Source organism: Desulfovibrio sp. JC022 (genome assembly GCF_010470665.1).
GTDB lineage: Bacteria > Desulfobacterota > Desulfovibrionia > Desulfovibrionales > Desulfovibrionaceae > Maridesulfovibrio.
Map to the genome: position 1 here is coordinate 1 of NZ_VOPZ01000017.1, position 15,194 is coordinate 15,194.

The 15,194-nt window shown below is 48.1% G+C and carries 9 protein-coding genes, 1 tRNA gene and 1 pseudogene; 4 read left to right on the plus strand and 7 right to left on the minus strand.

Translation table 11 applies throughout. From position 1 onward, the window contains the following. From FMS18_RS21110 to FMS18_RS19575, 5 genes and pseudogenes are all read right to left on the minus strand, one after another. A pseudogene (locus FMS18_RS21110) lies at positions 1–131 on the minus strand (hypothetical protein); the annotation flags it as partial. Next, positions 118–5,097, minus strand: a complete 4,980-nt coding sequence (locus tag FMS18_RS20520; protein ID WP_203544714.1) for a FecR domain-containing protein — start codon at positions 5,095–5,097, stop codon at positions 118–120. The gene FMS18_RS20520 and the pseudogene FMS18_RS21110, both read right to left, overlap by 14 nt. Positions 5,098–5,237: 140 nt before the next feature. Further along, positions 5,238–6,863, minus strand: coding sequence for a TraI/MobA(P) family conjugative relaxase (gene traI / locus FMS18_RS20790; protein ID WP_239061118.1), 1,626 nt, complete (start codon positions 6,861–6,863; stop codon positions 5,238–5,240). Continuing rightward, positions 6,860–7,177, minus strand: a complete 318-nt coding sequence (locus FMS18_RS19570; protein WP_163296346.1) for a conjugal transfer protein TraJ — start codon at positions 7,175–7,177, stop codon at positions 6,860–6,862. The genes traI and FMS18_RS19570 overlap by 4 nt, the downstream gene beginning before the upstream one ends. Positions 7,178–7,790: 613 nt before the next feature. Then, a tRNA-Leu gene (locus FMS18_RS19575) sits at positions 7,791–7,877 on the minus strand. Positions 7,878–8,074: 197 nt separating this feature from the next. On the opposite strand from FMS18_RS19575, the gene FMS18_RS19580 reads away from it, so the two are divergent. From FMS18_RS19580 to FMS18_RS19595, 4 genes are all read left to right on the plus strand, one after another. Then, the gene (locus FMS18_RS19580; RefSeq protein WP_163296347.1) at positions 8,075–8,758 is read left to right on the plus strand and encodes a DUF554 domain-containing protein; all 684 of its coding nucleotides are present in this window, start codon (positions 8,075–8,077) and stop codon (positions 8,756–8,758) included. Positions 8,759–8,831: 73 nt separating this feature from the next. Beyond that, positions 8,832–11,030: a SpoIIE family protein phosphatase gene (locus tag FMS18_RS19585; protein ID WP_163296348.1), complete on the plus strand. Its 2,199-nt coding sequence runs from the start codon at positions 8,832–8,834 to the stop codon at positions 11,028–11,030. Beyond that, positions 11,027–11,881, plus strand: a complete 855-nt coding sequence (locus tag FMS18_RS19590; RefSeq protein WP_163296349.1) for a hypothetical protein — start codon at positions 11,027–11,029, stop codon at positions 11,879–11,881. Before FMS18_RS19585 ends, FMS18_RS19590 begins: the two co-directional genes overlap by 4 nt. 35 nt (positions 11,882–11,916) lie before the next feature. Next, positions 11,917–12,516 carry a TIGR00730 family Rossman fold protein gene (locus FMS18_RS19595; RefSeq protein WP_163296350.1) on the plus strand — a complete coding sequence of 200 codons (600 nt, stop codon included), beginning with the start codon at positions 11,917–11,919 and terminating at the stop codon, positions 12,514–12,516. Positions 12,517–12,551: 35 nt separating this feature from the next. On the opposite strand, the gene FMS18_RS19600 is transcribed toward FMS18_RS19595, so the two are convergent. Together FMS18_RS19600 and FMS18_RS19605 are read right to left on the minus strand one after the other, a co-directional pair. After that, positions 12,552–13,847: a DUF3391 domain-containing protein gene (locus FMS18_RS19600; RefSeq protein ID WP_163296351.1), complete on the minus strand. Its 1,296-nt coding sequence runs from the start codon at positions 13,845–13,847 to the stop codon at positions 12,552–12,554. A gap of 23 nt (positions 13,848–13,870) precedes the next feature. Beyond that, positions 13,871–15,022, minus strand: a complete 1,152-nt coding sequence (locus tag FMS18_RS19605) for an HD domain-containing phosphohydrolase (protein WP_163296352.1) — start codon at positions 15,020–15,022, stop codon at positions 13,871–13,873. Between the last annotated feature and the right edge of the window lie 172 nt (positions 15,023–15,194).

Here is a 15,194-nt window from a genome sequence, read left to right on the forward strand (position 1 = left end):
TAGAAATGGTTTGTATTGGAAGAAGCGGAAATTATGTCATTCCCGGCTCCGCCGGACAGGGTGTCGTCGCCCGCACCGCCGGAAATGATATCGTTGCCGCCGTCCCCGTAGAAATGATCACTGGCCGACACTGCCTATGAAGCTGTCCGCGCCGTCGTCGCCATAGACGCTGAATGCGTCCATGTTGTTGCCCTGCACATAACCGGAAAGGTCAAAGGTATCGCTGCCGCTGGTATTGGTTACCGAGATACTTTCCGTTCCAGAGTAGTTACCGATCACTTCCTGCAAGGCTGCAAGCTGGGCCTGATTGACAGTCAGGGTCACATTCTGACCCAGATTAACCCTTTCAATGTTCAACCAGGCCTCACCGGCGGATGCATCTGTGGAAGAATCCACCTGAACATAGTCCGTGCCGCCGCCATCGATGGCCTCACCAGCTTCTACATCACCGGAATTCAGATAAAAATAATCAATGTAAGAACCGCCGGTCATGGTATCCGCACCGGTACCGCCGTAGAAATGGTTTGTATTGGAAGAAGCGGAAATTATGTCATCCCCGGATCCGCCGTACAGGGTGTCGTTACCCGCACCGCCGTCGAGACTGTCGTCACCGCCATATCCATTGAGCAGGTCATTCCCGCCCAGCCCGCTTAGTGTATCGGCAAACATAGTTCCAATCAGGCTATCATCTCCGCTAGTTCCAGACTGGGTAACACCGCTGGGGTTAAGGGCAACCCCGTCCACAGTGATATTGCTCTCAGTCAGGCCGATAACTTCCGTAATAAAATGCAACCCTCCGGACGCATCTCCGTTGTCATCATACCACAGCAGGTTGTTGGAATCATAAACAAAGGCCGTTCCCGCCCCAAGTCCGGCACTCTCTCCATTATAATTTCCGCCTCCGGTGTAGTTCACATAAGCTGATGAGGAGCTGTATTTTGAACCATCAAAATCAAGGGAATCGTCAGTAGAGGAAAAATTAACAATCTGTTCAATGGTGACAGTACTGGACTCAAGGGTGTCGTAAACAAAAACGTCATTGCCCAACCCACCGTCAAGCATATCGGCCCCTGCACCGCCGATAATGGTATCATCGCCGTCCTGCCCATAAATCATGTTGCGTTCGGCAGAACCGGTTATCGTATCACCTTCGGATGAGCCGTAAGCATTTTCAATACTTATAAGTGTGTCTTCCCCTTCATCGCTGCTGACAGTCCCGGCGGCAAGATCGATCTCTGCTCCAGATGAAGTAAAGCCATGGTCATAAAAATCGTTTCCATCCCCGCCATCAATACGGTCATCACCAGCGCCACCGTAAATACGGTCGTCACCTCCGCCGCCACTCAGGGAATCATCGCCGCCTTTACCTTCAAGAGTGTTGTTTTCGTCATTGCCTGCAATTGTGTCTGCGTGCTCACTGCCCACCACATGCTCAAAATTAAGGACAGTATCATTGCCGCTGCCCCCGGTAACAGTTCCGGCGACAAGATCGACGTTAACACCAGAAGTGGAATGATAATATTCCAGCATATCCCAGCCGCCACGGCCGTCGAGGTAATCATCGCCATCATTACCCATTATCTGGTTATATTCGTCATTTCCTATAAGCGAATCATCGTGAGCTGATCCGTAAATGACTTCAAAATTTGCGATAGTGTCATTCCCGGCTCCGCCAGTGACGGTTCCGTCAGCCAGATTAACATTTACCCCGCTCTCGGCATTGACATAGACCAGATTGTCATGACCGTCCCCGCCATCGAGATCATCGTCCCCGTCTCCACCCTCAATAGAATCATGATCCGCGCCGCCTTCAATAACATCTGCTCCTGCATTACCGAATAAAGCGTCATTGCCAGCCAGACCGTAAATGGTGTTGCTGTCACTATTACCTACGATATTATCATTTCCAGCTGTTCCGGTTTGGGTCGTAGGGCCGGGAACAACAAGGGGAGAATTATTGATGAGAATATTTTCCTGCTGGACCAAATCGGTTCCGTCCAGAGTGGCAATCAGGGTGTTACCACCGGCATCATCTCCGTTGGAATCGAACCAGAGCTGGCGGTTAACGGCATCAAAAATAAAAGCGGAATAACTGGAGCCGATGCCTCCGTTGGAACCGTCATAAGCTGAAGAGACAGTGCGGAATTCTGCAGTAGCACTAAAATTATCACTGATAAAATTAAATTTATCAGCACTGCTGTCAAAACCAATGACAGTATCATCTCCATCACTTGGCATAGAATAACTGTAGACATCCTGCCCGGAACCGGAAACAAAAGTATCCTGTCCGGCACCGCCGATCATCTGGACATGCCCCCCCGTAGCTGTAAGGGTATCATTGCCTGATCCGCCATTAAGATAGGCATTCTGCCCATCACCTGCGGTAAGGGTATCGTTGCCGTCGTCACCATCAAGATGATTGTAATGGGCGCTGCCGCCGACAATAAAATCGTCTCCCTCTCCGCCGGATAGATTGCAGACGGAATACGCGCTGCCGTCTCCGGTACCGCCGATCAGGGTATCACCATAATCCGAGCCGTCAATATTCCAGATATTGGAAATGGAATCATTTCCCCCACCACCTGAAGAAGTCCCTTCCGCCAGATCCACGACAACACCGGAATCAGCCTGATGGTAGGTAAGAGAGTCACTACCTTGGCCGCCGTCATAAGTATCATCAGTCTGGCCGCGATCCTTAAAGCGGTTCTCCCCGTCATTACCGATGATGGTATCATTGTAATTCTGGGAAGCTTCCACGTTCTCAATGCTGATCAGCCTGTCGTTGCCATCACCACCGGTAGCAGTTCCTGCGGCCAGATTTACATAAACGCCGGCTGAGGCGTGCTTGTAATCAACAGTATCGTTGCCGTCACCGCCGTCAATGGTATCGTCTCCTGCGCGTCCTCTGAATTCATTGCTGAAATCATCACCTGTCAGGACATCGCCATATTCTGACCCTTCGACACCTTCAATGGCGGTAAAGGTATCACTGCCGTCGGCGCCTGTTGCTGTTCCGGCGGATATATCAACCTGTACCGCCCCTGAAGCAGCATAATAGCTTATTGTATCGTATCCATTACCGCCATCAATAGAATCCTCACCGGCATTACTCTGAAAAAAATTATCATATGCATCACCTGTCAGGATATCAGCGTATGCGGAACCGATAACCTCCTCGATACTGCTCAAGGTGTCGTTTCCGTCTGCACCAGTTGCCGTCCCGGCACTGAGGTCGACTTGTACGGAACCGTCTGCTTTTTCATAAGAGGCGATATCCCAGTCATCGTTGCTGCCGGAACTGTAACGGGAAGAGCTGCCGCTGGAGGAAGGGGCCACACCACCATCTATAACATCATCTCCCTTGCCGCCCTGAAAATACTCTTCACCGTCTTTACCGGTCAACGTATCGTTACTACTTGAGCCTATATACCCTTCAACGTTGACAAAAGAATCTGTTCCGCCACTGTGGACCACAGTCCCGGCCGAAGTGGAAAGTTCAATCCCCTGAGTTGAATCTTGATATGAAATACCGTCCTGCGAACCTTCGCCGCCGTCTATGTAATTAGACCCTGCGCCGCCCATAATGCGGTCATTTCCGGAGCCGCCGTATACGGAATCATTTCCTGCACCACCATCGATGGTGTCATTTCCGCCCAGTCCATAAATAATCTCGGAAGCAGCCGTACCTAAAAGAGAGTCTGCCTCTTCGGTACCCGTAATAATATAGTTCTCGTCAGAACCTTGACTGCCGGAATCACCGGATTCATCTTCGCCGGAAGAGCCTGCCCCATCGTCACCCTGATCCGGCGGGTCATCTTCATCGTCATTATCGCCCTCGGCAGGCTGTGTCTGTGTCGAAGTCTGCTGAACAGGAGCTGTTCCCGTCCCCGGGACAGCTGTGCCTGTGGTTACGCCTGTCTGCCCCAAAGGATCGCCTAAAATATCGTCCGCATTTTCAGACCCTTCGCCATCTCCTCCACCTTCATCTCCGGTGCCTTCTTCTCCGGCCTGCTGCGCATTGGGGTCATTGCCTTCATTCTCAGGTTTGTTGGCATCGCCAATCTTTTCCTGCTCACCCTTGACCCTGCTGCCGTCAACTTCATCCTTATTAACAAGCGCGCCTTTACCGCTGGTGGAAACAACACCGTTACCGGCATTTATGACACCATTACCGTTAAGTTCTCCACCACCGGGCTCCACATCACCGGGCAAGCCCTGTTGCTCTCCGGTTCGGCCTTCATCCTGAGCCCCTCCAGTCTGACCTTCGCCTTCAGAACCACCGGACGGGCCTGCACCTTCGGAACCACCGGACTGCGCTTCGCCTTCGGAACCACCGCTCTGGTCCTCGCCTTCTGCACCTTCGCCTTCTGCGCCTTCGCCTTCTGCGCCTTCGGCATTCTCCTCGCTGTTCTCATCTTCAGCTTCAGAAGTCTCTTCTTCAGAATCCTGAACTTCATCCTCTTCTTTTTCTTCTTCCTCCCGCTCCTGCCGGATTTCCTGTTCATGACGTATACTTGCAGGGGCAATATCACGAAATGAAGTCATTTCCTGAGTGGAAAGAGTACGCACAGTACTGAGAGCACCGGTCGGAGAAACATCAACAATGGCTTGCGGCTGGGAAATCTGGCGCAACTGACCATCGATACTTTGAACCAACAAGGCTTTACCGCTATGGATTTCTTCTACGCCATGCTTCTCCCCCTGTCCCGGAAGGACTTCGTGCAGGGTAATGGTGCCCCTGATCCCGATAGTGGCCAGAGGTGACCCCACCTTAAAGCGCTCCGGATTTTGCTCGGCAATCTTACCGGTAACCATACGGAAGGTTCCCTGTGTAATATCCACAAAGAAATCCGAAGACCCTCCGCTGGAATCAAAAGCATAATCATCAAGGGAAATTCGCGACCCTTCCCCTTGGGAAAGCAGGGTGTCATCCACAAAACGCACTTCAAGATTGGCACCGGCTCCAGTGACCAATTCTTCGCCTTCATAAACAGGGCTTCCCGTCTCCAAAGGACGCAAGCCAGTCGGGGACTCCGCAAAGGCCTCCCCGTTAACGGCAATAATTTTACCTATTTCCGGCAGTGCATTTTCAGGCATAAAACCACACCCCTAAATCATGGAGCAAAGCTACGTATAGACAAAATAACAACTAACATTAAAACGGGGGTGAGGCAAAGAAAAATAAAGATCTCTAAATAACACTTCAAACATATCACCAAGCCAACGACTAGCAAAACTCAGATATGCCACCCCACATTACGAGAAACTGAGAATTTGTGAATTTCATTTCCAGAAACCTTAACATTACGCCCAAACATCATCCGCGCAAAATTCTGCGCCACCCGTTTTGCCCCCGGATCATTCACGCTGAAAAAAATCTTATCACCATTGTCCTTAACCATGGCTCCGTTTTTCAGCATGTAGAGGACGTTGCCAGACGAATCCACACGCCAAGTCATTTGATCCAAATTCCGTTGATCAGGATAGTTCACACGCTTGGCCTCTTCTGCCTGCAATTGGAGCATCTTGGAAATGGACAAAAGCTTCCGTTTATCTTTCCATGCTAAACTTGAATCTGATTTAAACTGGCTCTGCTTGATTTTCAAATCTGAAACTTTTGCTGCTGTTCCAGCAAATTCAGGTGAGGGATTGCTTTGAATCGGCTCCTTCTTTGACCGTAAAATCTGCAAAGCAGTTTCATCACCATTTTCAGCCTTCCATTTCAAATAATCGTTCCAGCGATTGAAGGGGGTTTGCTGCCGCAAATCCGCACGTTTTTCAGCCATGTCCTTTTTTAGAACTTCCATAGCTGCCGTCTTTCTGCCGGTAGCAATAGCAATTAAGCGACTTCGGTCTTTGGGCCTCAGCTTGTTATCTTTCCGTATAGCTTTGATCTTGGCATCCCAATCAAAATTGATTTGCTTCCAGCGGGCATCCTGTTCTTCCCGCAATGCCTCATACACTTTTTTCCTATCGGCTACAGCGGCCTTATACTCAGCGTAAAGTTCGCCACGCTGCTTATGCAGAGGACGGGCTACGTACCTATCCTTTTCATTCTCCACGAATTCTATGGGCTTTTGATAATGACCGAGCTGGGTCTCAAGTTTGGACTTGCTAAAATCACGGTCAAGTCGGCTGGCCTTGATGGCCGTCTTGGAATGACGGTCTTTGATGATACAGCCATTTCCGCGCAGCCGGATCTCGACGCCGATCTGCGCTAAAAATTCATGAAACTCCTGCCACCCATGCGCAGAGCGCAAGGACTCCAAAATAAAATCCTTGCGCTCCCTTACATATGAATCAAAAGACTGCTGGCCGGAATGGGCTTCATAAGTTGCTGCCCGATCGTTATTGCGCTTAGGCAGCAACTCTTTTTGCCTGCCGTTATCGAGCTTCAGACCGAACTTTTGTTCCAGCTCACGGTGCAGCCGGTCACGCTTATAAAAATCACGGTAGGGCTCGTGTCTAGTCAGTTTTTCCGGGTGGATCATGTTGTACGCGATGTGCATGTGCAGGTTGTTGGTGTTCTTATGAACTCCGCAATGCCGCTGGTGCTCCTCAAAGCCCAAAACCTTGGAAAACTCCCGCTCAATTTCTTTGTAAACTTCCGGCGTAAGGACGGACTCATCTTCCGGCCTGAAGGACACAATCAAATGATAGGTTTTTTCCTTACGGGTTCGTTTATTCAGATCCTGAGTATCCAGCACTTCCTGAATCGCCAGATCATAATCATCACCGGCCCAGCAACCTGCACACCATGACATGAGGCTCTTTTCGCCTTTATGCTTGGCGTCGGCAATATATTGGGCCAGCCTCCGGTAATTATCGTTTTTCGGCTTACAAACAACCCTGCGGCTAATCATATAGATCTCACCTTCTGGACTATTTTCTTTTGAGTTTGACCGATTTCTCTAAGCAGCTTTTCAGCCGCTTTCCGGTTGTCATCGTCGTCAAGAATCAGCATTTTTAAAAGACCACCCAGACGGCCCTGATCGCCATTGAGCTTCAAGAGTTCCCGGCGAGTCTGTTGATCTGTGCTGCTTCTGATTTCATAGTCCAAACATACGGCTTTGGTAAAAGCAGACAGAGACAAACTGCACTGCTCTGCGGTTACGCAGATATGCTGGTATTCCTCTTCAGAAACATAGGTCTTGATGACTTTCTTTTTACTGGGCACGAATCAAATTTCCTCACGGTTGTCTTTTCAATTGCGTTGAACCGAAGGTGAATAAGCCACCCTCAGCCCAAGGCTGAGCAGGACGTAAGGTACACCGCTTTGAAAAAGTGGGCCTACCTTACCTGTCCTGCCTTCGGACACCATGAGAAACTATGCCATTTTTTGATACTCAGGAAGGAGCTCTTCGAAAATTCATAATCATATCAATTAATAAAACATAAAACCAAACTAAATCAAACAAAACCAAACAAAATCAAAAATTCTCAAAAAATATCGTTCTGTATCAAAAAATATCACAATTAAGACTGACATTCTCAATATACAAAAACAGCAGGAGACAAACTGACATTGATCAATGTCGCGTTAAAGATTTGAGCTATATTTGTGGCTCTAATAGTTTTTCATTTTTTTTACTCTCCCACCTTAAGAGTCATCATTTTCTCTCAAAACTGGCTGAATAAGGAAAATATCCATAGCCCAAACCATCAATAGTGCTATTCATAAAAAATTAAAGTTTCCCACTTTTTTGCAAAAAGTGGGAATATAGTGGGAACAAATTCAACCCAAACAAAAAAGGACCTACAACTCAAAAGCTGTAAGTCCTTGTATTATCTGGTACCGGGAGCGAGACTCGAACTCGCAAGGGCGTGAACCCGGCGGATTTTGAGTCCGCTGCGTCTACCAATTCCGCCATCCCGGCATGCGTGAGGGATTGTTAATATTAGATGAGGTTAAGGCTGTCAAGAGCATTTAGCAATATATAAGTCATCTTCGTCTAAAATTACATCATTCAAGGCAATGCCAGTTCATGACAGGTTCATACTTTACTCTATTGTAAACCGGGTAACTCAGTGCTATTTCTAACTTCCTTTCACTAATTCTAAACAAGAGATTCCCATGATCCCAACCGGCTCGCTCGTCAACGGTGCTGCTATTATCGGCGGCTCCATTATCGGCATTCTCCTGCACAGCAGATTCCCTGAACGCATCAGGCAAATTATTTTTCAGGCACTGGGCCTCGGCGTTATCCTGATCGGCATCCAGATGTCCCTGAAAGTACAGGATATACTCGTGCTTATATTCAGCCTGCTCATCGGCGGAATCATCGGGGAACTGCTGCGGCTGGACACCATGTTTGAACGCGGAGCCGGATGGCTGAAAAAGAAAGTAGGTTCCAAAGACACCGGATTTATTGACGGCATGATCACCGCCTCCCTGATCTTCTGCATCGGGGCCATGGCTATCATCGGTTCTCTGGAGGAAGGAATCAAAGGAGACACCACCATCCTCTACACCAAAGCAATGCTGGACGGCTTTGCCTCCATCGCCCTTGCCTCCTCTTATGGAATAGGAGTACTCTTTTCCTTCATCCCTGTTATTATCTATCAGGGAGCCTTGACTATTTTTGCCAGTTCGTTTCAAGAATGGTTCTCCCCGCTGATCATCGACCAGCTTACCGCCTGCGGAGGGCTGCTCATCATCGGTATCAGCCTGACCCTGCTTGAAATCAAACGGATAAATCTCGCCAACCTCTTGCCATCACTTGGAGTTGTCGTCGCGCTTACGGTACTCTTTAATTAAGCTCCACAAAAAAGAGGATGTTTTAAACGTTTTCATCATTGAATATTAGTTTTGAATAGGTTTTAATACTTTTATGAAAATCCGCTGGAAAATGCTCATCATCCTGTTGACCTTTTCCCTGACTCCTTTATTCGTGCTCAGAACCCACGGCATGAACTCGCTTAAGGAGCTGGGGGCAGATTTGCAGACCCAGACCCGTGTGACCCTGCTTGAACGGGCCACCCAGACCCTTGCCGAGCAGGCCAAGGGAGCTGCGATTATGATTGATATTGAAGAACGGCTCTACCAGACCACCCTGAAAAGCATTCAGGGAGAAGCAGAGCTGCGCTTAAACGATGATGATGCTGTACCGAAAATCAAAAATGCTTTTATAACCACCCAGCACAAAAGCTTCGACACGCCGGACCTTATCAACAATCCGGCCTATAAAAAACACGCCCTCATGGGCAAAGGTTCAAACCGCAGAGGCGATCATACCACCATGGCTGCAGTCCAACGCGGCGACCTCATCGACCTGCCCGTCACATTTGAACACATCTCTTTCTGGCTGGCCGGAAATTTGTCCCGGAAACAAGCGGAAGCAGACATCAGCAGAATCTCCCCACTACTGGACGATTTTAATTCGTGTGCCGAAACGCTAAAAAATCTGATTCTTTGGCAGGAAATTATTCTTGAAAACGGGCTTGTTGCCAGCTACCCGGGTCACAATTCCTTTCCCCGGAAATATGATCCCAGAAAACATACATGGTACAAGGAAGCACGCAAAACAGGTAAAGCTAACTGGACCCTGCCATCACCGGATGCAGCTACCAAAAGTCTGTGCAACAGGTTAAGTGCCCCACTATACAATAATGACGGTCAATTCATCGGGGTTGCTTCACTGGTCATTCCAATAGGGGAAAGCCTGAACGAGGCCCTTGTCTCAACCGACACGCAGATAGCAAAAGTAATGATGGTTACAACTCTTCATCGAGACGATGCCCACCAGAACTCATTGCTGGTAATTGGTAAAATAGGTAAGGAGCAGCCAGAAAAACAAATCCACCCGGCACACGGGCGCTTCTGGCAGGCTCCTCCGGAAAAAGAGTGGCTGACTGAAGACAATCCTGAGTTTAAAACCCTGATCCGGGATGTCGTGGACAAATATTCTGGCGTTCTACAGATGAATTACAAGGGAGTCCCCTCCTTGTGGACTTACAGTCCCGTCAACACGGCGATATCTATCCTGATCATTACCCCGATCCATGAATTTACAGCCGAAGCAGATGAAGCCGAGCAGTACGTCCGGGAAAGCATTGTCAACCAGTTTGAGGGAACATCACTAATCGCATTTGCGGTGATACTAGCCATCGCTGTTGTGGCCTATTTTGTCTCCCAGAGCCTATCCACCCCCATCCGCAAGCTCTCCGAAGCCATGATAAAAGTCGGGGAAGGTGATTGGAATGCCCGTGCGGACTTCCACTCCAAGGACGAACTGGGCGACCTTGCACAAAATTTCAACTACATGGTCCCGCAACTGCGTGAACATTCAAAAATCAGGCAGGCCCTGAGTCTGGCCGATGAAGCCCAGCAATCACTCTTCCCGCAATCCCCGCCTGATATCGATGGGGTTGAAATCGGAGCACGCTGTACCTTTTCCGAACAGACTGGTGGGGATTATTACGACTTTGTAGGCTGCGCCACCTGCGGACCGCAAACTTTTTCCACCGCCATCGGCGATGTGTCCGGACACGGTGTCAGCGCGGCCCTGCTCATGACCAGTGCCAGAGCTTACATGCGTGCTCTGTCCGGGCGCGGGAAATCGCTGGTGGACTCCGCATCAGAAGTCAACCGCCTTATAACCAAAGACTGCGCCCAGACCGGGCACTTCATGACCATGTTTGTAGCCATCTGTAATGCGCAGGAACGAACCGTAAACTGGATCAGGGCCGGACATGACCCCGGACTGATCTACTCTCCCGGAACAGACACATTTGACCAGCTCCTCGGCGAAGGTTTGGCATTGGGAGTTGATGAGACATACCAATTCCGCGAATACCTGACCCAGATGGAACAAGGGCAGATTCTTGTACTTTACACCGACGGAATATGGGAAGCGCACAGCCCCGCCGGCAAACAATTCGGAAAAGACAAATTACAGCAGCTTATCAGGGATAATTACCATAAATCAGCACAGGAGATGGTTGACACCATACTCATTGAAGTGGCGGCCCACCGTAACGGATTACCGCTTGAAGATGACTGCACAATAATCGTGGTAAAATTCATATGAAATACTCAGTATACGAACTGGCAACTTACGCCTTCGACCCCCTGCACGCATTCTGGAAAAACGAAAAAACAGAACGGGCAGTGGCCGGAATACTGATAGCGTGCTTTTTGGCGGCCCTTCTGGGTATTGAACTGGGCAGGCAAGGCCTGCTCCCGGAAGCAATTGCCGCCAAAACACCGACCAGCCATTACGCAGCAGTGGGCATAGCCTTCACTCTAGTACTTGTGCTGGAGGTCATCAGCTTTATTTTCGTGCTGCCCTGCTCCCTTTCCAAATCCGTTGGTAAGCAGCTTGAAATTCTCTGCCTGATCCTTATACGCAATTCTTTCAAAGAATTAGTGAACTTCCCGGAACCGATCACTTTTACCGGAGATATGACCCCCATTTACCAGATTTTGTCGGATGGAGTGGGAGCCTTTGCGGTTTTTGTCCTGCTGGGAGTGTACTACCGCATCCAGAAACCATTACCAAAGCTGAAACCATCTTTTAAATTCCGCTATGTAGCCTCTAAAAAGCTGGTTTCCCTGCTGCTGCTCGGTTTATTTATGGGACTTGGAGTTTATGTTTTCTTCTGCGCAGTCACAGGAAAACCGGCCTTTGACTTCTTCAGTACTTTTTACACCATACTTATTTTCAGCGATATTCTGCTGGTGCTGGTTTCCCAACGTTTTCTACCGTCTTTCCACGCAGTTTTCAGGAACTCAGGCTTCGCGCTGGTTACCCTGTTGATCAGGCTTGCACTTGCGGCCCCACCCTTCTACAATGCAGCCCTCGGGGTTGCCTCGGCCGGATTCGCGGTCCTTTTAACCCTCGCCTACAATTCATTTTACCGAAACGAGAAGGAATCCTGAACTGATCTTCCCGCTTCCAAGGAGTCATAGATATAATGAAAAGCATTTGCATCTTCCTCGGTGCCAATCCCGGTAATGATCCTAAATATGCCCAGGCTGCCCGTAACATGGGCCGGGAACTTGCCGCACGCGGCTTAACCACTGTTTACGGCGGCTCGCGTACCGGGCTGATGGGCATCCTCGCCGAAAGCGCACTGGAAGCCGGGGGTAAAGTAATCGGCGTTATCCCGGAAAGCCTCTACAAAATCGAAATAGCCCATACGGATCTCACCGAGCTGCATGTGTCCGATTCCATGCACGAGCGCAAAGCCCTCATGGCAGAACTTTCCGATGGCTTCATTGCTATGCCCGGAGGCATCGGGACCATGGATGAAATTTTTGAAATCTTCACCTGGGCCCAGCTTGGTTTCCATTCCAAACCCTGCGGCCTACTCAATGTAGACGGCTACTACGACAAACTGCTCTCCTTTCTAGGCGACGTAGTAAAAGAAGGTTTCCTCAAAGATATGCATCGGGAAAAACTGCTCACTGCCGAGACCCCGGACCTGCTTATCGAATCTTTTGCCACTTACGAGCCGCCCAGCGGTTCAAAATGGGTGGAAAAAGTGGACGTCACCCAGCGCAAAAGCCAATAAAAACGATCCCCCTGTTACTGTTAACAGGGGGATTTTCATTTCTTCTTTGGCTCCGAAAAGTCAGAATCCACAAAATAAATCATCCTGCTGCGCGGCGACAGATAATCGAAAACTTCAGACGCGAGCTTAGCGGGATTAATAGAATTGGTAATTGAATATTCAGGCTCATCTTCCAGACCAAGAATAAGAGCCTCTCTCTTTGGAATCTGTGGATCATATATGACAACACTGGGAAACAATGGCTTGGAAAGATTTACGGAAATAACCATCCCGATCATTTCTCCATTGAGAACAACTACTGTTCCCGGAGGATAAATACCCATACATTGTATAAATGCAGACAGGTAATCAGGTTCAAAATAACCGGCCCTTTTGGAAAACATATACGACAACGCCTGATATGGAGTCAGTGATAAGGTCGAATCATGTTTGTTTATGAGGCTATCGTAAAAGTCGGCAATGGCCAGAATCTTAGCCAGTTTTCCTATTTCCCCTCTTTTCAATCCTCTGGGATATCCTCCTCCGCAACAGCGTTCATGATGCTCATACACAATCTCCATTGCTTCTGGAGGATAATTGTCACAGCCTGAAAGAATATCCACACCGTAAAAAGGATGCTTGCGCAAGAGTTCCGCTTCTAACTTTGTATGCTTTCCCTTTTTATGCAAAATTTTCTTTTCAATCCTTGACTTGCCGATATCGTGAAAAAGACCTCCCAGTGCGAGTATGCGCATCTCCTCTTCGTCCAACTCTATCGATCTTCCCAAGATTAAGGATAATACCGTCACGTTCATGGAGTGATAATACACTGTGTCGCTCTTATCCATTTGCAAATTTAAAACATGCATAAGAGCTTCACAATCACTTAAAAAATAACGGCTTAAATTTTTCGAAAAAGTCTCTGCTTCTTCAAAAAACTGCATATTACCTCTGGTAATGGAAAACATAAGCTCTTCAACCTGCTGTACGGATAAAGAATACTTATGCTCTGCACGGGCAACGGATTTTTTCTTCTCCTTAAGCTTTTCCATCCGCTCTTTCTTCTCTTTGAACATCGCGTCAGGAACAGGAGCAGATTGAAGCTTGGCGGGACGCGGACCTGACTTCTTTTTTTTAGCTTTCAATGGCGCGACCAGGCCTTTGTCCGGGACACAAATGACCTTGGCAATCCCCAAAGCTTGCAAGGTCTCAATTTGCTCAAAATCCTTAATCCTAAAACTGCTGGTCAAAAATGGATGTCGATACCATGGCACACCCACGAGTTTAATATAAACTCCGGGCCTCAACAGATCGACATCGACCATATGTTCACCATCTTTGAGCTTGGGCATATCAACTTACCGTACGACAACAGTCAGAATATATTTTTTTCTTTTATGGATATTTTTTTTGTTATATCTACTATATTTTCAGCATTTCTATGAATGTAGTCTATTATTCTTGAGTCGAGCACCTGCTCTTTTGACAAAAACTTCATTTTTTTACCTTTGACTACTCCATAAACATCTTCGGCCAACTCCATACCTTCGGTAAGCCCCAAAGGATACACCTCGCGGATATGGTATTGTGCCTCGGAACCCAAAATTCCGCCAAGAGCTTTGACGACTTTCGGATCATATCTATTTGTCCGTAATTTCATCATGGCAAGAGCTGCCCCTGCCCCCCGTCCTCCAGACTTAAGTCGATCATAATCGGAGACAACCTTTAAAATCCTTGCCCCGAGAGGAATTTCATCTATGGAAAACCCCCCGTCACTGCCTTCCGCCATATAGTGGGCTTCTTGCAAAGAGAGTTTTGTACAAACATCCTCAAAGTGCGGAAGTCTGGACAACAGCTTGGAAGAATATTCCGTATGCTTGATAAAAATACCGTAATCAACACTTCCGAAAACATCTCCCGTCTCAACCTTATCCAGCAAAGGATCAGGTAGAAAAATAAACCCGATGGAGGACAGCACAGCAGCGACCTCGGTGCTCCATGGATCAGGATCCCCCAATTTCCTGCTCAAAGACTTTACCAGCGGCAAAATCCTGGCAGTTCGGCTGTTCAAACCGGGGTTATGCATGGCCGCAATATCACTGACCATCCGGATAATACCTCGAGTCATCTTGCTGGTCATATGTGACTCAACGTTTGACAAACGATGAAACTCCAAAGCATCCCGCAAGGTCTTCTTCAATGTTTTGAGAGTACAGGGTTTGGCTACAATTCTAAAAATACCACAAGAATTTACGGCTTCTACCGCCACAGCAAGGTCAGCCTTTCCGCTCATAAAAATCCTTACTGTAGATGGAGAAACCTCTTTGACTTTGGCTAAAAACTCGACACCGTTCATTTCCGGCATTTCATAATCTGACACAATAACATGAAAAGGACCGCTTTTTTTCATAAGATCAAGCGCCTCGGACCCACCGGAACAACACGAAATATGGAGTCTTTCAGTTGCCATTTTATTAAAAATCATATGCCACGATTCATCGTCATCGACCAAAAGAATCCTATACATACGACCTCCCCGCTTTCCCTCTAAAAAACACCGCACGTAGCATTAATATAATACTACTCTTCATATAAAATAAAGCCCATATAAATACTTTCCTATTATTTTCCTTAAAACCGCAAAAAAATATTAACGGAAAGCCATACAGGTAATCGATTATATTTGAAAAAGGAGGCTG

Bases quoted from the DNA above. Each gene is read 5' to 3' on its own strand.
- FMS18_RS20520 (WP_203544714.1), bottom strand. From the start codon at position 5,097: ATGCCTGAAAATGCACTGCCGGAAATAGGTAAAATTATTGCCGTTAAC.
- traI (WP_239061118.1), bottom strand. From the start codon at position 6,863: ATGATTAGCCGCAGGGTTGTTTGTAAGCCGAAAAACGATAATTACCGG.
- FMS18_RS19580 (WP_163296347.1), top strand. From the start codon at position 8,075: ATGATCCCAACCGGCTCGCTCGTCAACGGTGCTGCTATTATCGGCGGC.
- FMS18_RS19585 (WP_163296348.1), top strand. From the start codon at position 8,832: ATGAAAATCCGCTGGAAAATGCTCATCATCCTGTTGACCTTTTCCCTG.
- FMS18_RS19590 (WP_163296349.1), top strand. From the start codon at position 11,027: ATGAAATACTCAGTATACGAACTGGCAACTTACGCCTTCGACCCCCTG.
- FMS18_RS19595 (WP_163296350.1), top strand. From the start codon at position 11,917: ATGAAAAGCATTTGCATCTTCCTCGGTGCCAATCCCGGTAATGATCCT.
- FMS18_RS19600 (WP_163296351.1), bottom strand. From the start codon at position 13,847: ATGCCCAAGCTCAAAGATGGTGAACATATGGTCGATGTCGATCTGTTG.
- FMS18_RS19605 (WP_163296352.1), bottom strand. From the start codon at position 15,022: ATGTATAGGATTCTTTTGGTCGATGACGATGAATCGTGGCATATGATT.